The sequence below is a fragment of the Aeromonas taiwanensis genome (genome assembly GCF_000820165.1).
GTDB classification, from domain to species: Bacteria; Pseudomonadota; Gammaproteobacteria; order Enterobacterales; family Aeromonadaceae; genus Aeromonas; species Aeromonas taiwanensis.
On record NZ_CDDD01000008.1, the window covers coordinates 96,879 to 118,656 of the forward strand.

Consider the following 21,778-nt stretch of genomic DNA (forward strand, 5'->3'; position numbering starts at 1 on the left):
GCGTTGCCCACCAGTGCCCGGCACCAAGGCAGGGCCCGGACCATGGCCCGTTGCGAGCAGGGCAAGCCCGAAGGATCCCGGAGCAAGCCACCCCGTTCGTCAACCGGTGACGACGCCATTTCGATGCCCGTCTACCCAAGATTCAATTGAACAAAACAGCCGTGGACTCCACCGGCTGTCAGGTTGCGTCAGCATGCACGATCAGATTTTTGCCGCCCCCATCGCCCGTCTGGGAGACTTCTGCTTTGACGAGCAGGTCGTCGACGTCTTCCCCGACATGATCCAGCGCTCGGTGCCCGGTTACAGCAACATCATCTCCGCCATCGGCATGATGGCCGCCCGCTACGCCCAGCCCCAGAGCCGCCTCTATGACCTCGGCTGCTCCCTGGGCGCCGCGACCCAAGCCATGCGCCGTCACGTCAATCAGCCCGGCTGCCGCATCACGGCGGTGGATCTCTCCCACCCCATGATAGAGCGGGCCCGCGCCCACCTCTCCGGCTTCAAGTCCGAGGTACCGGTGGAGCTCATCGAGGCGGACATCTGCGACATCGCCATCGAGAACGCCTCCGTGGTGGTGCTCAACTTTACCCTGCAGTTCGTCGCGCCCGAGAAGCGGGCCGCCCTGATCCAGCGCATCTTTGATGGCCTGCGCCCCGGCGGCATCCTGATCCTGAGCGAGAAGTTCCGCTTCGATGACGAGCAGGTCAACGAGTTGCTCATCGACCTGCACCTCGACTTCAAGCGGGCCAACGGCTATAGCGAGCTGGAGATCAGCCAGAAGCGCACCGCCCTTGAGAACGTGATGCGCACCGACACCCTGGCGGTCCATCAGGCGCGCCTGCGGGACGCCGGCTTCACCCATCTGGATCTCTGGTTCCAGTGCTTCAACTTCGGCTCCATGATCGCCATCAAAGCCAGCGACCCGACCCAGCCATGATCGACTTCGCCAACTTCTATCAACTGATCGCCAAGAACCGGCTGAGCCACTGGCTGCACACCCTGCCGGCCCAGCTGCACGCCTGGCAGCACGACAACCAGCACGGGGATCTGCCGCGCTGGAACCGCGCCCTCGCCAAGTTGCCGGTCGTGCCCCCCGGACAGATCGAGCTCAAAGAGCGGGTCGCCATCGGCGGGGACGAGAGCCTGGGCGAGGGGGAGCGCAAGAAGACCGAGAGCCTGCTGCGCCAGCTCATGCCCTGGCGCAAGGGCCCCTTCCATGTGCACGGCATCCACATCGACACCGAGTGGCGCTCCGACTGGAAGTGGGATCGGGTGCTGCCCCACATCAGCCCCCTCGAGGGGCGCTATGTGCTGGACGTGGGCTGCGGCAGCGGCTACCACCTCTGGCGCATGGTGGGGGAAGGGGCGAAACTGGCGGTCGGCATAGACCCCAGCCCGCTCTTCCTCTGCCAGTTCGAGGCCATTCGCCACTTCATGGGTGGCGACCAGCGCGCCCACCTGCTGCCCCTCGGCATCCAGGAGCTGCCGGCGCTGCGGGCGTTTGACACCGTCTTCTCCATGGGAGTGCTCTATCACCGCAAGTCCCCCATCGAGCACATCGAACAGCTGCGCAACCAGCTGAAAGACGACGGCGAGCTGGTGCTGGAGACGCTGGTGGTGGACGGCGACGAGAACGAGGTGCTGGTGCCCGCGGATCGCTACGGCAAGATGCGCAACGTCTGGTTCCTCCCCTCGAGCGCCGCCCTCAAGCGCTGGGTCGAGCGCTGCGGCTTCACCGAGGTGCGCATCGTCGACGAGAATATGACCAGCATCGACGAACAGCGTCGTACCGACTGGATGATTAACGAATCCCTGAGTGATTATCTGGACCCAGACAATCCCGCACTCACGGTCGAAGGATACCCGGCACCCAAGCGTGCCGTACTGATCGCCAGAAAGGCCAAAGACTAGCCGATGGCGGCTGTGGAAGTTACACTGACCCAATTCCAGGAAGCACAGTTAAATGAATGACATGAAAAGCAAATTAAAAGGAATGACCCTGCTCTCCCTGCTCAGTCTCGGCGGGTGTGTCAGTATGGAAAAAGCCCCCCCGGTCCCGACCCTGACGCTGGCCGAGCTGCGCAACGAGATTGCCCTGAGCGAGCAACGCCTGCAAACATCCATGGAACAGCAACAGAAGCAGTACGTGCAGCAACAGCACCTGCTGGTTCAGCTCAACACCGATGTCACCAACATGAAAGAGTCCGTGAACAAAGTCGACAGCAAGCTCGATCAACTGCCGCCAGAGCCGCCCAAGGCCATGCCCATCCCCACCGAGAAGTGCCCAGCCCCGAGCCAGGGTCACACGGTCGACGGCAAGCTGCTGGTGGGTGAAGCCGAGTGGATCTGGGTTGACGCCGCCAACGACGCCTTCCAGGCCCGGGTCGATACCGGTGCCACCACCTCCTCCATCAGCGCCCAGGAGATCACCATCTTCGAGCGCAACGGCAAGAACTGGGTGCGCTTCTTCCTGAGCCACCAGGAGATGGACGACAAGATCCAGATCGAGGCGCCTCTGGTGCGCCACGTGCGGGTGCGCCAGGCCTCCGCCGACGACCTCGACCGCCGTCCCGTGGTGCGCCTCACCGTGCGCATCGGCGACATGACCGAGAAGGCCGAGTTTACCCTGAAAGACCGCAGCGACATGACCTTCCCCGTGCTGCTGGGCCGTGAGTTCCTCAAAGACATCGCCGTGGTCGACGTGGCCCGCGAATATATCCAACCCAAACCCAAGCTCAAGGATGTGAAATAATCCATGGTTTCCCGTAAGCCGTTCTATCTGCTGGTCGCCCTGTTGTTCATCGTCGGCCTGGGAATGACGTTTTATCACCATGTCGCCCTGGACGTGCCCCTCACGCCCGGTGAAAAACGTCAGATCTGGTCCATCGAGGCCAAGCTCGAGTTCGAGGCGACCGGCGAACCCGTCATCGCCTCCCTGGCCATTCCGGGCACCCAGCCCGGCTTCACCCTGATGAACGAGAACGCCGCGAGCCCGGGTTATGGCCTGTCGTTCGTGGAAAAGGACGGGGATGCCCGCGCCGAGTGGTCCATCCGCAGTGCCTCCGGCCGCCAGGAGCTCTACTACCGCGTCGACATGATGGCGGATGCCCACGCCAAGCCGGCCGCGAATCCGCAGCCGCCCGCCATCGAGAAGCAGATCGAGAGCGAGCCTTACGCCACCGCCATGAAGCAGATCCTGGAGCGCGCCCAGGAGCGTTCCGCCGACGGCTACACCCTGACCCGCGAGATCATCAAGGAGATCGAGAAGCAGGAGCAGAACGCCGAGCTGCTGAAATCCCACAAGAGCCGTGCCAACCTGATCGCCGAGCTGCTGAACAACGCCGACGTCCCGGCCCGCGTCGTCCATGCCCTGAGCCTGGAAGATGGCCGCCGCCGTCAGGAGCTGGTGGACTACCTGCAGGTGTTCAACAGCCCGACCGACTACAAGCTGTTCAACCCGCAAAGCGGTGAACAGGGTCAACCGGCCAACCTGCTGCTGTGGGAGTACAACTCCGGCGCCCTGCTGGACGTCACCGGCGGCCACAACTCCCGCGTCACCTTCTCGATGATCGAGCAGGAGCAGCCGGTGAACGTGGCCCTGGCCCAGAAGTTTGAAAAATCGGAGATGATGAACTTCTCCATCCACAGCCTGCCCCTGGAAGAGCAGGCCCTGTTCAAGGGGCTGCTGCTGATCCCCATCGGCGTGTTGATGGTGGTGTTCCTGCGGGTCATCGTGGGGATCAAAACCTCGGGCACCTTCATGCCGGTGCTGATCGCGGTCGCCTTCATCCAGACCTCCCTCGTCACCGGTCTGGTGGGCTTCCTGTTGATCGTCGGCACGGGTCTGGTGATCCGCTCCTACCTCTCGCGGCTCAACCTGCTCCTGGTGGCGCGGATATCGGCGATCATCATCATGGTGATCTCGATGATCGGCATCTTCTCGGCCTTCGCCTTCAAGCTGGGGCTGACCGACGGCATGAAGATCACCTTCTTCCCGATGATCATCCTCTCCTGGACCATAGAGCGCATGTCCATCCTGTGGGAGGAAGAGGGCCCGAAAGAGGTGTTCCGCCAGGGCGGCGGCTCCCTGCTGGTGGCCGTCATCGCCTACCTCGCCATGGACAACGAGCTCATCCGTCACCTCACCTTCAACTTCCTCGGCCTGCAGCTGGTGCTGATGGCGACCGTGCTGTTGATGGGCAACTACACCGGCTACAAGCTGAGCGAACTCAAGCGCTTCAAGCCGCTGGTGGACGAGATGAAGTCTGGTGCCACCCCGGGTAAGGACAAGTAACAGATGTGGTTCTGGCAGAAATACACCAGTCCGTGGAGCCTGTCCCAGGCAGGCATCCTCGGCATGAACAAGCGCAACCACTCCTACATCAGCCGCTATAACCCGCGCCGTCTCTACCCGCTGGTGGATGACAAGCTCAAGACCAAGCGCATCGCGCTGGACGCCGGGGTGACGGTGCCGGAACTGATCGGCACCATCCGCGAGCAGCACGACGTGGGCCGCATCACGGCGCTGGTCAAGGAGTGGCCGGGCTTCTGCATCAAGCCGGCCCGCGGCTCCGGCGGCAAGGGGATCCTGGTGATCCTGCGCCAGGAGGACGGCCTCTTCTACAAGCCCAACGGCAGCGCCTGCAACGGCCAGGATCTGGAGCGCCATGTCTCCAACATACTGGCGGGCCTCTATTCCCTGGGCGGCAAGCCCGACGTGGCGCTGGTGGAAGGGCTCATCAACTTCGACGACGTGTTCGACGGCTACTCCTTCGAAGGGGTGCCCGATGCCCGGGTGATCATCTTCAAGGGGTTCCCGGTGATGGCCATGATGCGCCTCTCCACCTCGGCCTCCGACGGCAAGGCGAACCTGCACCAGGGCGCCGTGGGGGTGGGTCTGTGCCTGCGCACCGGCCGCGCCCTGCGGGCGGTGCAGTTTGGCGCCCCCTTGCGCCATCACCCGGACACAGGCCTGGATCTCTACGATCTCAAGGTACCCCACTGGGACACCCTGCTGACCCTGGCGGCCTCCTGCTACGAGATGTCGGGCCTGGGCTACATCGGCACCGACATGGTGCTGGACAAGTTCCGCGGCCCCATGCTGCTGGAGCTCAACGCCCGTCCCGGCCTCGCCATCCAGATCGCCAACGGCCGCGGCCTGGTGCCGAACCTCAAAACCATAGAGAAGCTGGGCCAGGTCAAGATGAACGTGGAGCAGCGGGTCAACTTCGCCAAGGATCACTTCGGCATCTTCGACGAGTAGGCGATGACATCGTCCTTCCCTTGCAAAAACGCGCCCCTGGCGCGTTTTTTATGGCCGCTCCTCACCGGAGCCGGGGAAGGCCGATCCCCGTCACATCCCCCGGCGGCGCCCCTTCAACGGCGCGCTACAAGGGGATAAGCTCCAGACGAATGAGGGGGTCGCCAGCCCATCGGCGCAGGCCACCCCATGTGCATGAGGCAGTGCGCCTGCCAGGGGGCACCGATTTGTCGGCGACAACGGGGTCTCTCGATGGTAGATTAATCAAATCAAATAGATAGCATCGATCGGGTTTCTCCTATGCAACGTTGGCCCAGCCTGAAACAGCTCCAGTATCTGGTCGCTCTGGACGAGCACAAGAATTTCAACCGCGCCGCCAAGGCCTGCCATGTCAGCCAGTCCACCCTGAGTACCGGGATCCAGACCCTGGAGGACATGATGAACCTGCAGCTGGTGGAGCGGGATCACAAGAGTTTCATCATGACGCCGGTCGGCATGGAAATCGTCGCGCGGGCGCGCAACCTGCTCTCCGATGCCCGGGATCTGATGGAGCTGGGCCAGCAGCAGGGGGGCGTCATGCACGGCACCGTCCGCCTCGGCTGCATCCCCACCATAGCCCCCTTCCTGCTGAGCAAGCTGCTGCAGGTGTGCGGCAAGGCCTATCCCGAGCTGGAGCTGTTGCTGCGGGAAGACACCACCACCAATTTGCTCAAGCAGCTGGAGCAGGGGCAGCTCGATCTGCTGATCCTCGCCCTGCCGGTGGAGATCGGCGGCTTCCACAGCAAGACGGTCGGCCAGGATCCCTTCCACATGGTGATGCCCTCCCACATGGCGGCGGGGCTGCACATGCCGTTCGACTACAAGGAGCTGCCCAACCAGAGCATCTTCCTGCTGGAGCGGGAGCACTGCCTGACCGAGCACGCGGTGAGCGCCTGCCGGCTGCGGGACAAGAGCAAGATCAACCCGTTTGCCGCCACCAGCCTGCACACCCTGGTGCAGATGGTGGGCGCCGGCCTTGGCACCACCTTCCTGCCCCAGATGGCCATAGATGCCGGCATCCTCGACAACTCGGATCTGGTGGCTATTCCCCTGCCCGGGGAGAAGCCCTATCGGGAGATTGGCCTGGTGTGGCGCCCCAGCACCACCCGGGTGCAGACCTTCTACAAGATTGCCGAGCTGCTCGCGCCGCTCATCAACCCCAAGGGGGACGATTAAGACCCGCTTGCCGTGCGCAGTTGTGCGTGCGGCAAGCCGTTATGCTCTCATTCAGGTACCAGGCAGGATCATCGTCTATGATGAATCCCGAGCCCTATCAAGGAGTTGAGATGTTCCGCACCTTGCTGCTGCCCCTGCTGGCCCTGCTTGTCACCGCCTGCTCCAGCACACCGGAGCCGCCACCCCCCGTGCGCCAGAGCAGCGCCTTCGACAGCTTCTATCAACAGTGGCGCGGTGTCCCCTATCGCATCGGCGGCACCAGCCGTGCCGGCCTCGACTGCTCCGCCTTCACCCAGCTCGCCTACAGCCAGGTGCTGGGGTTCAGCCTCCCCCGCACCACGGAATCCCAGGCCAGCCTCGGCCGCCCGGTGGACAGATACCGGTTGCAGCACGGGGATCTGGTCTTTTTCAAGACCGGCTGGCAGCAGTACCACGTCGGGGTCTACACCGGAGCCGGGGAATTCATCCACGCCTCCACCAGCAAGGGAGTGATCCGCTCGCGCCTCGACAACGTCTACTGGAACAGCCGCTACTGGCAGGCCCGCAGGCTGATTCAGTAGAAAGCCCTGAAAAACAAAAGGCCCCCAGGGGCCTTTTTTGTCATCCATACCTCAGTGCTTGCGGTGCCAGCGGGGGGAGGTGGCGCGCTCCCCCCAGGGGGTCGTGCAGGGCAGCAGGGCTCCCTCGATCACCCCGTCATGGCTCGCCAGCGCCAGGGCTATCTTCTCGTGGAGCAGGCGAAGCAGGTTCTTCTCCTGATCAGCCAGGGAGTGCCCCGCGGCGAAATACTCCCGCTGATGCTGCAACGCCAGTTTCTGGGCAAATTCATAGGTGGTGAAGCTGTCCGGCATCCGTGCGATGACGTCGTCCAGCCTGGCCAGCAGACTGTGCAATTCCCTGGTCATGTCCAGTTCTCCCTCTGAGTTGAAGCTCAAAATTACCCCTTATTGGATAGACAGCCAATCTGCATGCCCCAGAAGTGAGAGCCCGAGCACAGTTCCAGGCAAAGCCTCTCCCCTGTCCCGCCACCCTGTTTACACGGGGCTGATGAGCCGCTAGATTTGGACCGACTAATCAGTCGGTTGTTTTCTGTGCGGAGATCATCATGAATACCACCCTCACCTCATCGGACAAGTTCTCCCTGCCCGATCAGCTGATCCGCCTCAGGCAGGCTTGCCTGTCACACCCCATGCCGAGCCTGGCGGAGCGCCGCACCAGGCTCACCCAACTCAAGGGCGCCCTGCTGGCCCACAAGCAGGCCCTGTGCGACGCCCTGGCCCTGGACTACGGCCAGCGCAGCGGCTATGACAGCCTGATTGCCGACATCCTCCCCTGCGTCATGCAGATCAACTACAGCCTGAAGCGGCTCAAGGGCTGGATGAGACCGGAGCGCCGCCACCCAGGCCTGCTGCTGGCCCCCGCCAGGGTCGAAGTGCACTACCAGCCCCTCGGCGTGGTCGGCATCATGGTCCCCTGGAACTTCCCGGTGATGCTGAGCCTCGGCCCCCTCATCGGTGCCATCGGCGCCGGCAACCGCGCCATGATCAAGCTCTCCGAGTTCACGCCCCGCACCAATGCCGTGCTGCGTACCCTGCTGGGGGAGGTCTTTGCTGATGACGAGGTGATGGTCATCGAGGGGGATGCCGAGCTCGCGGCCGCCTTCAGTGCCCTCCCCTTCGATCACCTGGTGTTCACCGGTTCCACCGCCGTGGGTCGGCGGGTGATGGCTGCCGCCGCGCCCCACCTCACCCCCCTCACCCTGGAACTCGGTGGCAAGAGCCCCTGCCTCGTCGCCCCCGACATGCCCATGGCGCTGGCGGTGGAGCGGATGATCTTCGGCAAGAGCCTCAACGCCGGCCAGATCTGCGTGGCCCCCGACTATGTGCTGCTGCCGCGCGGCCAGGAGCAGGCCTTTATCGAGGCCTACCGCAGCCACTTCACGCGCCTCTATCCCAAGGGGCTGGCGAGCCCGGACTACGGCTCCGTCGTCAATGCGCAGCAGTATGCCCGGCTCACGGCCTGGCTGGATGAAGCCAGGCAGGCGGGGGCCCAGGTACACCCCTGCACTTCGCCTGCCCGGGATGACAGCGCCCACCGCCTGGCGCCCCACCTCCTGACCGAGGTGCCCGACCATTGCCAGGTGATGCAGCAGGAGATCTTCGGCCCCCTGCTGCCGATCGTGCCTTATGACTCGCTGGACGAGGCGATCGCCTATGTGGCGGCGCGACCCCGCCCGCTGGCACTCTATCTGATGAGCCTGGATGAGCCCCTGCAGCGCCGTCTCATCCGGGAGACCCACGCCGGCGGCATGGCCATCAACGAGAGCCTGTTCCAGGCCGCGGCGGACGACGCGCCCTTCGGCGGCATCGGCCCCTCCGGCATGGGTCACTACCACGGCCGCGAAGGCTTTCTCACCTTCTCCAAGGCGAAAACCGTGCTGCGCCGCGGGCGTTTCAGCCCCGGGGGGCTTATCCACCCGCCTTATCGACGCTGGTATCAGCGGCTGATGATGGCCCTGTTCCTGCGCTAGGAGGCAAGATGCGAGAGACCATGACCGACAAACGCCGCCAGATCCTGGATGCCGCCCTCGCCCTGTGCGCCGAAGACGGCCTGCAGGGCGCCGCCACCGCTCGCATCGCCAAGGCGGCCGGGGTGGCCAACGGCACCCTGTTTCACCACTTTCCCAGCAAGGAGGTGCTGATCCAGCAGCTCTATCAGGAGATCAAGGGGCGCCTGGGCGCCGCCATCAGCGAGGCGGATCCGACCCTCTCTCTCGAGGAGCAGACCCGCCACTACTGGCAGCAGGCAATGGCCTGGATGCAGGCCCATCCCCACGAGCTCAAGTTCGTGCTGGGCTTCTTCCACTCCCCCCTGCTGGCCCGCTCCCTGCGCAGCCAGATCCTGGGGGAGACCCTGCCCTTTCTGCCGCACCTGCTGGCCCAAGGCCAGGCCAGTGGCGAGCTGATGCAGGGGCCGCCCCTGCTGATGCTGGAGGTGTGCCAGAGCCAGTTTCTGACCTGCGCCTCCCTGTTCGTCGACCAGCCGGAGCTTGGCGAGGATCCCCACTGGCGGGAGAGCGCCTTCTCCCTCTTCTGGTCCGCCATCGCGGGAGGGCGCCATGCACGCTGACTCCCTGCTCGCCACCGGCAGACGCCTCTGGATCGGGAGCCTGCTCTGGGTCATCGGCCGCACCCTGTGCCGCGCCGCCAGGGTCGACGAGGCGGTGCGCCGCGAGCTCGCCCCCCTGCCAGACGGCCTCAGCATCCAGCTGTCGGTGAACGGTCTGGCGGGCGGGCTGACCATTCACAAGGCGGGGGGGCGCTGGCGCACGGGCGCGGCACCGCAGCCGGATGAGGCCGCCCCCCACCCGCTGCGGGTGCACTTCAAGCACCCCGCCATCGCGTTTCGCACCTTGAGCTTTCGCCTCGGCATCAACCAGGCGTTTTGTGAAAACCGCCTGCAGGTGGAGGGGGATCTCAGCGCGGCCATGCACCTGGTGCGCGCGCTGGAGCAGTTGCAGAGCCTGATCCTGCCCGCCTTCATCGCGCGACCGTTGCTGCGCCACTATCCGAGTCCGCGCCACAAGCTGGCACGGGCCTGCCACATCTACCTGGGTCTGCTGACCGGTTGAACACCAAGAGGAACACCATGAGCCGCTATTACGATTTCTTCTGCCCGGTCAAGCTGATGGCGGGGGAGCAGGCGCTGGAACAACTCCCTGACGAGCTGATGGCGCTGGGGGCGCGCCACCCGCTGCTGCTCACCGACAAGGGGGTCGCCGGCACCGGGCTCGCCACCCTGCTGGCCGGGGTGATGGCCGAGGGGGGGCTTGCAGTCGCCGCCATCTGGGACGAGATCCCGGCCGACTCCTCCACCGCCGTGGTGGAGCGGATAGCCCGCCACTACCGGGAGCTGGATTGCGACAGCCTGGTGGCGCTCGGGGGCGGTTCCGTCATCGACACCGCCAAGGCGGTCAATATCCTGGCCACCCTGGCGCCGCGCGACGGTGAGACAGGGGGCGGGAGGTTGCTGGACTATGCCGGAGCAGGCTGCCTGACCCGCCCCCTCAATCCCCTGGCGGTGGTGCCCACCACGGCGGGCACCGGCTCCGAGGTGACCCTGGTGGCGGTGATCAAGGACGAGGCGAGCGGGCGCAAGGTGCCCTTTACCTCCCCCTTCCTGCTGCCCCGGCTGGCGGTACTGGACCCGCGCCTCACCCGGGGGCTGCCGCTCAACATCACCGCCGCCACCGCCATGGACGCCATGACCCACGCCATCGAGGCCTTCATCGGCAACGCCAGGAACCCGGTCAGCGACGCCCTGGCCCTGATGGCGGTGGAGAAGATAGCCACCGCCCTGCCCAAGGTGCTGGAGCAGCCCCAGGATCCACACCTGCGCCTGCAGCTCGCGGAGGGTTCCACCCTGGCGGGCATGGCCTTCTCCAACTCCATGGTGGGGCTGGTGCACGCCCTCGGCCACAGCCTGGGGGCCCGCTGCCACCTGCCCCACGGCCTGTGCATGAACCTCTTCCTGCCTGCGGTGCTCGACTACAACAGGCCGGAGATAGATGACGCCCTCGCCCGCCTGCTGCTGCCACTCGCGGGACCGGAGCGCTTCGCGGCGACCCCGCCCCCCCTGCGGGCCCAGGCCACCCTGGATGCCCTCCATGCCCTGCGCGACACCCTGTGGCAGGCGGTCGGGCTGCCACGCACCCTGCGGGAGGCGGGTCTCACCGACAAGGGTCTGCTGCCCGAGATCCGGGATCTCGCCATCAACGACGGCGCCCTGCTCTACAACCGCAAGGATGCAGACAGGGCGCAGCTGCTGGCACTGCTGGAACGGGTGTGGGAATAGCGGGCTCCAGGGCCCGCCCGGAGGTCAGGACGCGGGGGTAAAGACCCCGGTGGAGAGGTAGCGATCCCCCCGATCGCAGATGATGGCCACCACCACCCCTTCGCCAATCTCGGCGGCGACCCGCAGGGCGCCGGCCACGGCGCCCCCCGAGCTGACGCCGCAGCAGATCCCCTCCTCCCGGGCCAGCCGGCGCATCGTGGTGAGGGACTCCTCCAGCGTCACATCCAGCACCCGGTCGACCCGGGCGGGCTCGAAGATGGCGGGCAGGTAGGCCTCGGGCCAGCGGCGAATGCCCGGGATCTGGCTCCCCTCGGCCGGTTGCAGGCCGATCACCTCTACCGCCGGGTTCTGCTCCTTGAGGTAGCGGGAGACCCCCATGATGGTGCCCGTGGTCCCCATGGCCGACACGAAGTGAGTGACCGCCCCGCCGCTCTGGCGCCAGATCTCGGGGCCGGTGGAGAGGTAGTGGGCATCCGGGTTGGCCGGGTTGTTGAACTGATCGAGCACCAGCCCCTCCCCGCGCCCCTGCATGGCCAGGGCGAGGTCGCGCGCCGCCTCCATGCCGCCCTCCACCAGCACCAGCTCTGCGCCATAGGCCTGCATGGCGTCGCGCCGCTCCTGGCTCATGGTGTCAGGCATGATGAGGCGCATCCGGTAGCCTCTGGCCGCTGCCACCATGGCCAGCGCGATGCCGGTGTTGCCGGAGGTGGCCTCGATGAGCCGTGCCCCTGGCGCTAAGTGACCGCTCGCCTCCGCGCACCGGATGAGGTTCAGGGCCGGCCTGTCCTTGACCGAGCCGGCGGGGTTGTTGCCCTCCAGCTTCACCAGCAGGGTCACACCGGGGTAGGGATTGATGTGGCGCAGCGCCAGCAGGGGGGTGTTGCCTATCAGATCTTCCAGGGTGGCGAAGGCCATGGGGATCCATCCTCTGTCTGTGTTCTATACCTTGCCATGCGACCATTCGCAGGCCGGCCAGTGTAAGCGAGCCCGCCACGGCGGCAAAGAATGACGTTGGCAAAGCGTGCCCGCCATGTTCTGATCACCCCATTCACCCAGAGAGGATCCCAGATGAGCGACATTCTTCACCAGCCGGAACAGCAGCAGTTCGTCTGCACCGTGGACGGCAAGCTCGCCCGTCTCGCCTATCGCAGGCTGGACGCCACCACCGTCGACGCCTACAGCACCCAGGTCCCTGCCGAGCTGCGCGGACAGGGCATCGCCGATCGGCTGGCCCGCAGCTTCTACAACTGGACTCTGGCAGAGGGGCTCACCATAGTGCCGACCTGCAGCTATATCGACGTCTGGCTTCGCCGCAATGCCGGCTGAGCAGGCCAATCAGGAAGCCGCTTTGCAGGCGTGCACCGAGGCCCTGCTGCGGGCCGATGACCGGCGCATGGATTGCCTGCGGGCCGCGCGGGCGCTGGCCCTGCCCGACTGGGCGCTGGGGGCGGGGTTTGTGCGCAACCTCATCTGGGATCACCTCCATCACAAGGCCGAGCCCACCCCGCTCAACGACATCGATCTTATCTATCTGGACAGTGCTGATCCGACTGGATTGAAGGAGGCCGATCACGAGGCCTGGCTGAATGCCCGACTGCCTGACCAACGCTGGGAGGTGCGCAACCAGACCCGCATGCATGTGCGCCAGCAAGTGCCCCCCTTTGGCAGCACTCTGGAGGCCCTAGGACACTGGGTGGAGGTACCCACCTGCATCGGGGTCAGATTGCTGGCAGACGACGGGTTCGAGTGGCTGGCCCCTTACGGCTTTGCCCCCAACTGGTCCCTGCGGGTGGACCCCAACCCGCGCTGTCGCCAGGAGAGCCGGGTCTTTACCGAGCGCGTCAAGGCCAAGGGGTGGCAGCAGATCTGGCCTGACCTTGTCGTGAACTGGCCATGACCGGATTGCAATGTTTCGGCAACCTTGGGCACACTACGAAAAAGCTGTTTGTAACTCAATGGGTTAAATAATGCGCGACTTCTTCTCTCTCGAACGCTGGCTGCCGGGGCTCGCCGCCCTGCTGCAATATCAGCGGGCCTGGCTGATGCCGGACCTTCGCGCTGGCCTCTCGGTCGCGGCCGTGGCGCTCCCCGTGGCCATCGCCTACTCGGAACTCACCGGGGTGGGGGCCATCGTCGGCCTCTACTCCTGCATCCTGCCCATGGTGGTCTACGCCCTGTTCGGCACCTCCCGTCAGCTCATCGTCGGCCCGGACGCGGCCACCTGCGCCGTCATCGCCGCCGTGGTCACCCCCCTCGCCGCCGGGGACCCCACCCGCCACTGGCAGCTGGTGATGACCATGACCGCCATGACCGGCTTCTGGTGCCTCATCGCCAGCCGCTTCAAGCTGGGGGTGCTGGCGGACTTTCTCTCCCGCCCCATTCTGATGGGGCTGCTCAACGGGGTGGCCATCACCATCATGGTGGGCCAGCTCTCCAAGATCTTCGGCTTCACCTTCAGCGAACGCTATCTGATAGAGCGGATCCTCAACGGCACCAACTACCTTACCCAGACCCATCTGCCCACCCTGGCCATGAGTCTGACCGCCCTGCTCACCCTGCTGCTGGCCAAGCGCTACAAGCCTGCCTGGCCCTCTTCCATGGTGGCCATGGTGGTGACGGCGGCGCTGGTGTGGCTGTTCAACCTCGGCAGTGTCGACATCGCCACCCTGGGGGCCATCGGCTCGGGCCTGCCCGCCTTCCAGATGCCGGAATTCCCCCCTGGCCTGATGCGGGAGCTGGTGCTGCCGGCCCTCAACCTCGCCATGGTGAGCTTCGTCTCCATGATGCTCACCGCCCGCAGCTTCGCCGCCAAGAACGGCTACGAGATAGACGCGGACAAGGAGTTCCGGGCGCTGGGCATGGCCAACCTGGCGGCGGCGGCCTCCCAGGGCTTTGCCATCAGCGGAGCGGATTCGCGCACCGCGGTCAACGATGCCAACGGCGGCAAGAGCCAACTGGTCTCCATCATCGCCGCCGCCGTCATCGCCCTGGTCACCTTCTACCTGACGGGGCCGCTGCAATACATCCCCACCGCCGCCCTCGGGGTGGTGCTGGTCATGGCCTCCCTGTCGCTGACCGACTTTCGCGGCCTCTGGGCCCTGCGCGACTCGGACCGCGCCGCCTTCTGGCTGGCCCTCATCACCTTCATCAGCGTGCTGACCATGGGGGTCATTCCGGGCATCACCCTCGCGGTCTTGCTGGGCCTGTTCCAGTTCCTGCGCAACGTGATGCGCCCCACCGACCAGCTGCTCGGCATGGATGACGAAGGGGTGGTGCGCACCCTGGGGGACAACGAGCAGGCCAAGGCCATTCCCGGCATCCTGGTCTATCGCTTCAACTCGCCGCTGACCTACTTCAACGCCCCCTACTTCAAGCGGCGGGTGCTGGCGCTGCTGGTGCAGGATCCCCACAGTCCCCAGTGCCTGGTGGTGGACGCGGTGGCCTGCTTCACCCACCAGGACATCAGCGTCATGAGCATGGTAGGAGAGCTGCACAAGGAGCTCAAGCGGCGCGGCATCCACATGGTGATGGCCGGTCGCCACGGCCAGTTGAGCCAGTGGTTCAGGCAGGCGGGGATCCGGGTCGGCGAGGATGGCATCATTCTCTGCCCCGACATGTATCAGGCCCTGCGCATGACCCGCTGCTACCGGGAGCCGGTGTTCAAGGATGACGAGGTGGTGGAGAGCACCACGGACGCCCTGATCACCCGCTGGCCCCAGGACGAGGCCCTGCCCGATTCGGCGCGTCTCACCCACCCCTGCGAGCAGGAGGCCGGCACGACCCCGGTGTGAGGCGCCACGGCCGGCGGCCCCAACCCGCCGGCCCTCTTCTCTGCCACCAGGATTGCGCCCCGCACCCGCTTGGTGTTAAATGCCCGTCCAGCTGGCCCTGACGAGGGCCACCACCAGCATCTGGATATTCCATGCAGACTCAATCCCACGCCGGGCCGGGCTCCCTCTTCTCCCTGACCTGGCCACTGTTCATCGATCTCGCCCTGCATTTTCTGACCGGGGCCCTCAATACCTTCATGGTGGGTCACGTCTCCTACCAGGGGGTGGCGGCGCTCGCGGTCGGCAACCAGGTGTTCGATCTGGCCATCACCCTGTTCAGCTTCGTCAGCATCGGCACCAGCGTGGTGATCACCCAGTATCTGGGGGCTGGGGACAAGGAGAAGGCCCGGGTCGTCATTCACACCGCCATCGGCTTCAACCTGCTGGTGGGGCTGGTGGCCGCCGTCGGGGTCATGGCCGGGGCCGGCACCATGCTGGCGCTGATGAACCTGCCCGCCCACCTGATGAGCGACGGCAGCCTCTATCTGCAGATCATCGGCCTGTGCCTGCTGCCGGAGGCGGCGGCCCTCTGTCTGGCCGCCACCCTGCGCGCTCACGGCCACACCCGCCAGGCCATGTACGTGACCCTCATCGTCAACCTCATCACCTTCGTCGGCAACCTGCTGCTGCTCTACGGCTGGTTCGGCCTGCCCCAGCTCGGGGTCGCCGGGGTCGCCATCAGCACGGTGGCGGGCCGCATCGTCGGGGTCGTGCTGCTGGTGTGGCTGGTAGCGCGCAAGACCGGCATCCGGCTGCGTCTGCCAGAAATCGTCCGCCCGAGTCGCGCCATGCTGGACAAGGTGCTGCACATCGGCCTGCCCGCGGCGGGGGAGAACCTCTCCTGGATGCTGCAGTTCATGGTGGTGACCGCCTTTGTCGGCCTGCTCGGCGACAAGGCGCTGGCGACCCAGTCCTACTTCTTCCAAATCTGCCTGTTCATCCTGCTGTTCGGCCTCTCCATCGGCCTTGGCAACGAGATCATCATCGGCCATCTGGCGGGAGCCAGACGCTTCGATCAGGCCTATCGCCAGCTGATGAAGAGTCTGAAACTCGGCCTCATCGTCACCGCCGTCATCGCCGTCGCCGCCGCCCTGAACGGCCGTGCCATCATCAGCCTGTTCACCGACGACGCGGACATCATCACCCAGGTGGCCCAGCTGTTCCTCATCAGCCTCATCCTCGAGCCAGGCCGTACCTTCAACCTGGTGGTGATCAACGCCCTGCGCGCCACTGGGGATGCCCGTTTCCCGCTCTACATGGCGCTCGTCTCCATGTGGGGCATTGCCGTTCCCCTCTCCTATTTCCTTGGTATCATGCAGGGCTACGGCCTGGTAGGCATCTGGCTGGCCCTCGCCTGCGACGAGTGGGTGCGCGGTCTGGCCATGTTCTGGCGCTGGCGCAGTCGTCGCTGGCAAAACAAAATTCTTGTCGAAACATAAGCGGAATCATCATGAAGAAAATCGGACTCTTGTTGACGGCCATCCTGCTCAGCCCGCTCGCCATGGCGCAAATCGCCCCGGCAGCGCCCAAGGCGCAGGCTCCCCAGACCTGGTATGTGGCCCCCATCGTCATCGACGAGACCAGCGAAGCCCAGAAGGCCCTGACCAAGGAGTTCATGGCCCAGATGATCAAGACCATCAAGATCAACGAGTATCAGACCGGCAAGGCAGTGGGCAAGACCAAGGAGCCCAAGTGGCTGATCCGCACCAAGCTGATGCCCGCGAGCACCGAACCGCTGGTCGGCAAGAAGCATGCCCAGGGCCTCACCTACGGCAAGGGCATTCCCACCCAGGAGATCGTCGGCGAGCTCATCATGAACGGCACCCTGGTGGCTCATGTGGGTCAGGGTTGGCGCGAGCCCATCGTCCCGGGCACGCCGGTGGCGGAGAAGATCACCATCGCCAACTACCAGTACGCCATCGGCAACGAGGCCAAGGCGCCGGATCTGGAAGAGCTGGCGGCACAAATAGGCTTCGAGGTGGGCAAGGTGATCGCCCGGGACGGCAAGCCCCTGCCCGAGAAGAAAAAGAAAAAAGAGTAAACACCACGCTCGTTATCCGGAAGGGGCCTCGCGCCCCTTCTTGCTGTCCGCCGCCGCTGTCCGCCGCCCGTCCTTTCCCCGTTTTCCCCAGTGCAATTATGTGAACAGGATCCCGGTTTTATCCTCTCCTGCCCACCATTTATCCGCCAATCTGCTTGTGATTCAAACAGTTAAAAATCGTCGCCTCCATGCTGCAAAACGATGTCCCCGAATTGGATCCGGATCACGTTTATCTCCCGGGGGAAGGCGTAGCTTGAAGGTCAAGGCACATCAAACGACAACAAGGAGGCTTCATTACATGTTTCCAGAGTACAGAGATCTCATCTCGAAACTGAAGGTCAGTGATGCCCATTTTCAGAAGAAGTTTGACTTGCACAACGACCTGGATGCGGAGATCCAGAAGCTGGAAAAGCACCACGCCAGCGACTACAGCGCCGAGGTGAAGGATCTGAAAAAACAGAAACTTAAACTGAAAGAGGAGATATACGACATCCTCAGACAACATCCAAACTAGACGCCTTGACGAATGCCCGGATAAGCAATTTATCCTCCAGCCCGGCCCGACGCCGGGCTTTTTGTTGTCCGCTCATGAGGATGTGGCACAGAGCTCATCCGGCCGCCTGCGTCGGAACTCGCTGGGCGTCTGGCCGGTGTGGCGCCGGAAAGCCGTGTTGAAGGTGGATTTGCTGTTGAAGCCGGCCTGATAGCAGACAGTGGCCACCGTCTCGTCACTCTCCTGCAGCAGCCGCTTGGCCTCTTCCACCCGATGGCGGTTGAGCCAGTCGTAGAAGTTGCCCCCCGAACAGGCATTGATGGCGCTGGAGGCCTGATGGGTACTCAGGCCGCACAGCTGTGCCAGCTTGCCAAGGGAGAGGGCAGGATCCCGGAAGGCTCCTCGCCCGAGCTCCCCCTCCAGCGCCTCGAACAGGGGTTGCAGCGACTCATCCTGCACCGGCGCCGGCATCCCCTCGGCACCGCGCTCGCGCCCCTCCCCCATGGTGTCCTGCTGGGGCAGCCGGGCGTGGGCCAGCACCAGCAGCAACAGATAGGCGGTGACGGGGGCCTGCAAATACACCGTTGAGAGCGGCCAGCCAAGCCAGCTCAGGGCGATACGGCCGAGCAGCAGGAGGGCGACCAGCAGTTGCAGGCCCTGCAACTGGTTGACCCAGGCGCGCAGCGCCGGCTTGCGGCTGACGACCCCGAGGCGCTGCTGCTGCCACCAGTAGGCCAGCCCCAGCAGGGCGATGCAGGCCAGATAGCGGTTGCCATAGAGGGTCATGCCGGGCCACAGGGCCTCCTCCTGGCTGCCAAGCAGGATCCAGCGAACCTTCTCGTCGCCAGACAACAGCCAGTAGGGCAACGCCAGGGCAGCCACCAGCAGCAGGGGCAACCCGTGCACCAGCCGATCGCGCCAGCGAGCGAGCACCCCCTCCCCCTGCACGGCCCTGATATAGCCATAGAGACAGAACGGCAGCATCACCACCAGGGGATCGATCAGCTTGAGCAGATGGGGCCGGGCCAGAAACCACTGCTGCTGGTGATAGAGATACTCCAGCGCCTGCAGGCCGCTCAGGGTCAGCAGGGCCAGCAGATAGCCGGCGGCGGTATCCCGACGCGTGCGCCGCAACCATCCCACGTTCGCCAGCACCAGCATGCCGGCCAGACCCAGACTGAGCACGGCGGCCATATTTTCCCACTGCATAACACTCCTCCTGCAGGTACGGCTCCATCGAGACACACCTGTTCATCCTTGTTTTTATTTGGTTTTTCATTCCATGACCGATTCCATCCAGTCGGGCGACCCAAGGGGAGGGCTGCGCTTGAATAGCTGCTGCATCGACTGAAAGGAAACAAAACATTAACAAATCAACACCACAGAAGGAATCAAGATGCGAACCCCTCTTCCTCTTTCCCTTTCCCTGCTCGGCACTCTGGTACTGGCCGGCTGTCAGGATAACGACAGCCAGCCGGATCCCGCCCGCCACTACGACGTCACGCTCACCTACACGGAGCAGGGGGTACCCCACATCAAGGCGAGCAACTATGCCAGCCTCGGTTTCGGATCCGGATACGCCCACGCCGAGGAGAACCTCTGCACCCTGAGCGAGCAGATCATGAAGCTGCGGGGAGAAAAATCCCGCTGGCTGGGCGCCGGTGAGCAGCAGCGCAACCTGCTCTCGGACCTGGGCTATCGCTCCCTGGATCTGCAGACTCAAGCCGCCACCCTGTATGAGAAGCTGGCCCCGGAGGCGAAGGACCTCATCGAGGGCTATGTGGCGGGCTTCAATCACTCGCTCACCGAGCGGGCCGATCCGGCGGACTACCCCTCCCCCTGCCGCGGGGCCGAGTGGGTCGAACCCATCACCCCGGTCCAGCTGCTGGCCTATCACCTGGATCTCGCCCAGCTGGCCAGCGGCCGCAGCTTCATCAGCGCCATGGCCAGTGCCCAGCCCCCTGTCGGCGCACAGGCGCGTGCCACCCTGCCGGCCCCCGCACAGGATCCCGTCTCGCTGTTGACCTCGGAGGGGATCGGCAGCAACGGCTGGGCGCTGGGGGCGGAACGCACCAGCAACGCCACCAGCCTGCTGCTCGGCAATCCCCATTTCCCCTGGGATGGCGAACTCAGGTTCTATGAACAGCATCTGCAGATCCCGGGCGAGCTCAACGTGACCGGTGCCACCATGATGGGCTTTCCCGCCATCCTGATCGGCTTCAACGAGCGGCTCGGCTGGACTCATACCGTCTCCCAGTCCAAGCGATTCACCCTCTATCAGCTCACCCTGGACCCCGCCAATCCGCTGCGCTACCGCTATGGCGACCAGTGGCGCGAGATGAGCCAGAAAGAGATCACCGTACAGGTACGGCAGGCCGACGGCAGCCTGCAGCCTTATGTCCAGACGCTCTATGCCAGCCATTTCGGCCCCATGGTCAACCTCGCCTCCCTCTCTCCCGCCCTGGGCTGGACCAGCAGCAGCGCCATCAGCTTGCGCGATGCCAACGTCGGCAACTACCGGATGCTGGAGCAGTGGCTGGCCATGGCCAAGGCACAAAGCACTCCGGCCTTCTTCGATGCGCTGGCCGAGCATCAGGGCGTGCCCTGGGTCAATACCCTGCTCATCGACAAGGCGGGCCAGGCCAGCTACGTGGACGCGACCCAGGTTCCCCGCCTCGGCGCCAAGGCCGAAGCCTGGTGGCGCGCGGCCTCCCAAAGCCCGCAACTGGCTCCCGTCTGGCTGGATGGCGAGGGCAGCGTGCTGCTGCCAGGCAACGACCCCGACTTCGAGTGGGTCGACAGCGGCCTGACCCGCACCCCCGGACTGATCCCGCTGAGCCAGGCCCCACGCCAGACCCGAAGCGATTACGTCTACAACGCCAACAGCAGCCACTGGCTGACCAACCTGACTGAACCGCTGGAAGGCTATTCCATCCTCTACGGGCCGGAGCAGACGGTGCGCAGCCCGCGTACCCGCTACAACGCCCAGCTCATCAGCACCCCCGAGAGCATGGGGCTGACCGGTGCCGATCGCCGCTTCACCCTGCAAACCCTGCAGGGAGTGGTGACTCACAACGGCGCCCTGTTTGCCCGCGAGCTCAGGGAGCCTCTGCTGGCCCGCTGCCAGGCGCACCCGCTGATCCAGCTGGACGCTGGTTCCCTGGATCTGACCCCGAGTTGCAAGGCACTCGCCAACTGGGATGGCGAGTATCAGCTGGAGAGCCGGGGCGCCCACCTGATGCGCGAATGGCTGACGGCGTTTCGCACCAGCGGGCACAGAGACATCCAGGATGCCCTGTTTGCCATCCCCTTCGATCCGGCCAGGGCCGCCACCACCCCAAGCGGACTGGCCCCCTGGAACGGCGCCCCTGATCAGGATCCCGCTCTGCTGGCGCTGGCTCGGGCCCAGCAGCGCTTGCAGGCGGCCGGTATCGCGCCGGATGCCGAACTCGGTGCGCTGCAATTCGTGCAAAAGGCCGCCGGTTTGACCCCGATCCCGCTGCCTGGGGGCAATTCGTTCGAGGGGCTGTTCAACATGGTGCAAACCAACATGCCTTCGCGCAGCACCTCGGATTTCGCCAACATTGTGACCGGCAAGAGTGTGGCAGGCACCACGCTGCGCAGCCTGGATGACGACGGTGACGGCCAGCCCGAGCTGCGATATCGCGCCAACTACGGCTCCAGCTTCGTGCTGGCCCTGCAGTTCGATGCCGCGGGTCCCAAAGCGGAACGCTTCCTGAGCTATGGCCAGTCTCACGATCCCGAAAGTCCCCACTTCACGGATCAGACCGAGCTGTTCGCCCGCCAGCAGTGGCAGCCCATGCGCTTTACCGATGAAGAGATAGCGGCCCATCAGGAACGTACCCTGCACCTCAAGGTGCCGCGTGTGACCCAGCCCTGATCCCGACGTCCTTGTTCATGCCATCCAAAGCGGGCCATTGGGCCCGCTTTTCTATCCGGTCATCCCTCTGCTCTGCTGATCTGACCGCGAGCAGTCTCTGCTCTGCGTTCACCACGCCAGCGGCATCGGCCCCCCCCATCATGGGAGACAGAGAAGATTGCCGCACGGGGCAGGAATCGTTATC

Annotated in this window: 21 protein-coding genes; 18 read left to right on the forward strand and 3 right to left on the reverse strand. The window is 64.9% G+C overall.

Going from position 1 to position 21,778, the window contains the following annotated elements:
• The first annotated feature begins 193 nt into the window (after positions 1-193).
• The 7 genes from cmoA to BN1136_RS01500 all read left to right on the forward strand — a co-directional run bounded on the left by cmoA (position 194) and on the right by BN1136_RS01500 (position 7,035).
• Positions 194-937 carry a carboxy-S-adenosyl-L-methionine synthase CmoA gene (gene cmoA, locus BN1136_RS01470; RefSeq protein WP_043761856.1) on the forward strand — a complete coding sequence of 248 codons (744 nt, stop codon included), beginning with the start codon at positions 194-196 and terminating at the stop codon, positions 935-937.
• A complete protein-coding gene (gene cmoB / locus BN1136_RS01475) occupies positions 934-1,911 on the forward strand; it encodes a tRNA 5-methoxyuridine(34)/uridine 5-oxyacetic acid(34) synthase CmoB (RefSeq protein ID WP_043761858.1) in 978 nt (325 codons plus the stop codon). The genes cmoA and cmoB overlap by 4 nt, the downstream gene beginning before the upstream one ends.
• A gap of 52 nt (positions 1,912-1,963) precedes the next feature.
• On the forward strand, positions 1,964-2,752 hold the full coding sequence (locus BN1136_RS01480) for an ATP-dependent zinc protease family protein (RefSeq protein ID WP_042077311.1): 789 nt from the start codon (positions 1,964-1,966) through the stop codon (positions 2,750-2,752).
• Between the two features lie 3 nt (positions 2,753-2,755).
• Complete coding sequence (locus BN1136_RS01485; protein WP_042077309.1) at positions 2,756-4,294, forward strand: inactive transglutaminase family protein; 1,539 nt, start codon at positions 2,756-2,758, stop codon at positions 4,292-4,294.
• Between the two features lie 3 nt (positions 4,295-4,297).
• Positions 4,298-5,263 (forward strand): alpha-L-glutamate ligase-like protein, encoded by a 966-nt coding sequence (locus BN1136_RS01490; RefSeq protein WP_043761859.1) that lies wholly within the window; start codon positions 4,298-4,300, stop codon positions 5,261-5,263.
• Positions 5,264-5,560: 297 nt separating this feature from the next.
• Positions 5,561-6,475: a hydrogen peroxide-inducible genes activator gene (locus tag BN1136_RS01495; RefSeq protein ID WP_043761861.1), complete on the forward strand. Its 915-nt coding sequence runs from the start codon at positions 5,561-5,563 to the stop codon at positions 6,473-6,475.
• A 110-nt stretch (positions 6,476-6,585) separates the two neighbouring features.
• On the forward strand, positions 6,586-7,035 hold the full coding sequence (locus BN1136_RS01500) for a C40 family peptidase (protein WP_043761862.1): 450 nt from the start codon (positions 6,586-6,588) through the stop codon (positions 7,033-7,035).
• A 51-nt stretch (positions 7,036-7,086) separates the two neighbouring features.
• On the opposite strand, the gene BN1136_RS01505 is transcribed toward BN1136_RS01500, so the two are convergent.
• Positions 7,087-7,380, reverse strand: coding sequence for a hypothetical protein (locus BN1136_RS01505; protein WP_043761953.1), 294 nt, complete (start codon positions 7,378-7,380; stop codon positions 7,087-7,089).
• A 200-nt stretch (positions 7,381-7,580) separates the two neighbouring features.
• Between BN1136_RS01505 and BN1136_RS01510 the strand changes: the two genes are divergently transcribed.
• The 4 genes from BN1136_RS01510 to BN1136_RS01525 are packed head-to-tail and all read left to right on the forward strand — an operon-like array spanning position 7,581 to position 11,329.
• Entirely contained in the window at positions 7,581-9,005 is a 1,425-nt protein-coding gene (locus tag BN1136_RS01510) for a coniferyl aldehyde dehydrogenase (protein ID WP_043761864.1), read from the forward strand.
• Positions 9,006-9,013: 8 nt separating this feature from the next.
• Complete coding sequence (locus BN1136_RS01515; RefSeq protein ID WP_043761865.1) at positions 9,014-9,604, forward strand: TetR/AcrR family transcriptional regulator; 591 nt, start codon at positions 9,014-9,016, stop codon at positions 9,602-9,604.
• Positions 9,594-10,106 carry an SCP2 sterol-binding domain-containing protein gene (locus BN1136_RS01520; RefSeq protein WP_043761866.1) on the forward strand — a complete coding sequence of 171 codons (513 nt, stop codon included), beginning with the start codon at positions 9,594-9,596 and terminating at the stop codon, positions 10,104-10,106. The genes BN1136_RS01515 and BN1136_RS01520 overlap by 11 nt, the downstream gene beginning before the upstream one ends.
• Before the next feature lie 17 nt (positions 10,107-10,123).
• Positions 10,124-11,329, forward strand: a complete 1,206-nt coding sequence (locus tag BN1136_RS01525) for an iron-containing alcohol dehydrogenase (protein WP_043761867.1) — start codon at positions 10,124-10,126, stop codon at positions 11,327-11,329.
• Positions 11,330-11,353: 24 nt separating this feature from the next.
• On the opposite strand, the gene cysM is transcribed toward BN1136_RS01525, so the two are convergent.
• Entirely contained in the window at positions 11,354-12,244 is an 891-nt protein-coding gene (cysM, locus tag BN1136_RS01530; RefSeq protein ID WP_043761868.1) for a cysteine synthase CysM, read from the reverse strand.
• Between the two features lie 153 nt (positions 12,245-12,397).
• Between cysM and BN1136_RS01535 the strand changes: the two genes are divergently transcribed.
• From BN1136_RS01535 to BN1136_RS01560, 6 genes are all read left to right on the forward strand, one after another.
• Positions 12,398-12,655: a GNAT family N-acetyltransferase gene (locus tag BN1136_RS01535; RefSeq protein WP_043761869.1), complete on the forward strand. Its 258-nt coding sequence runs from the start codon at positions 12,398-12,400 to the stop codon at positions 12,653-12,655.
• Positions 12,645-13,226 (forward strand): nucleotidyltransferase family protein, encoded by a 582-nt coding sequence (locus BN1136_RS01540; RefSeq protein WP_043761870.1) that lies wholly within the window; start codon positions 12,645-12,647, stop codon positions 13,224-13,226. The genes BN1136_RS01535 and BN1136_RS01540 overlap by 11 nt, the downstream gene beginning before the upstream one ends.
• Before the next feature lie 70 nt (positions 13,227-13,296).
• Positions 13,297-15,120 carry a SulP family inorganic anion transporter gene (locus tag BN1136_RS01545; RefSeq protein ID WP_043761871.1) on the forward strand — a complete coding sequence of 608 codons (1,824 nt, stop codon included), beginning with the start codon at positions 13,297-13,299 and terminating at the stop codon, positions 15,118-15,120.
• A gap of 131 nt (positions 15,121-15,251) precedes the next feature.
• The gene (locus BN1136_RS01550) at positions 15,252-16,598 is read left to right on the forward strand and encodes an MATE family efflux transporter (RefSeq protein ID WP_043761872.1); all 1,347 of its coding nucleotides are present in this window, start codon (positions 15,252-15,254) and stop codon (positions 16,596-16,598) included.
• An 11-nt stretch (positions 16,599-16,609) separates the two neighbouring features.
• Complete coding sequence (locus BN1136_RS01555) at positions 16,610-17,200, forward strand: hypothetical protein (protein WP_043761873.1); 591 nt, start codon at positions 16,610-16,612, stop codon at positions 17,198-17,200.
• Between the two features lie 298 nt (positions 17,201-17,498).
• Entirely contained in the window at positions 17,499-17,714 is a 216-nt protein-coding gene (locus BN1136_RS01560; protein WP_043761874.1) for an HP1242/YdcH family protein, read from the forward strand.
• 72 nt (positions 17,715-17,786) lie between these two features.
• Here the strand turns inward: BN1136_RS01560 and BN1136_RS01565 are convergent, their stop codons facing one another.
• Positions 17,787-18,902: a helix-turn-helix domain-containing protein gene (locus tag BN1136_RS01565; protein ID WP_043761875.1), complete on the reverse strand. Its 1,116-nt coding sequence runs from the start codon at positions 18,900-18,902 to the stop codon at positions 17,787-17,789.
• 187 nt (positions 18,903-19,089) lie between these two features.
• Between BN1136_RS01565 and BN1136_RS01570 the strand changes: the two genes are divergently transcribed.
• Positions 19,090-21,594, forward strand: coding sequence for a penicillin acylase family protein (locus tag BN1136_RS01570; protein WP_043761877.1), 2,505 nt, complete (start codon positions 19,090-19,092; stop codon positions 21,592-21,594).
• Positions 21,595-21,778 lie beyond the last annotated feature (184 nt).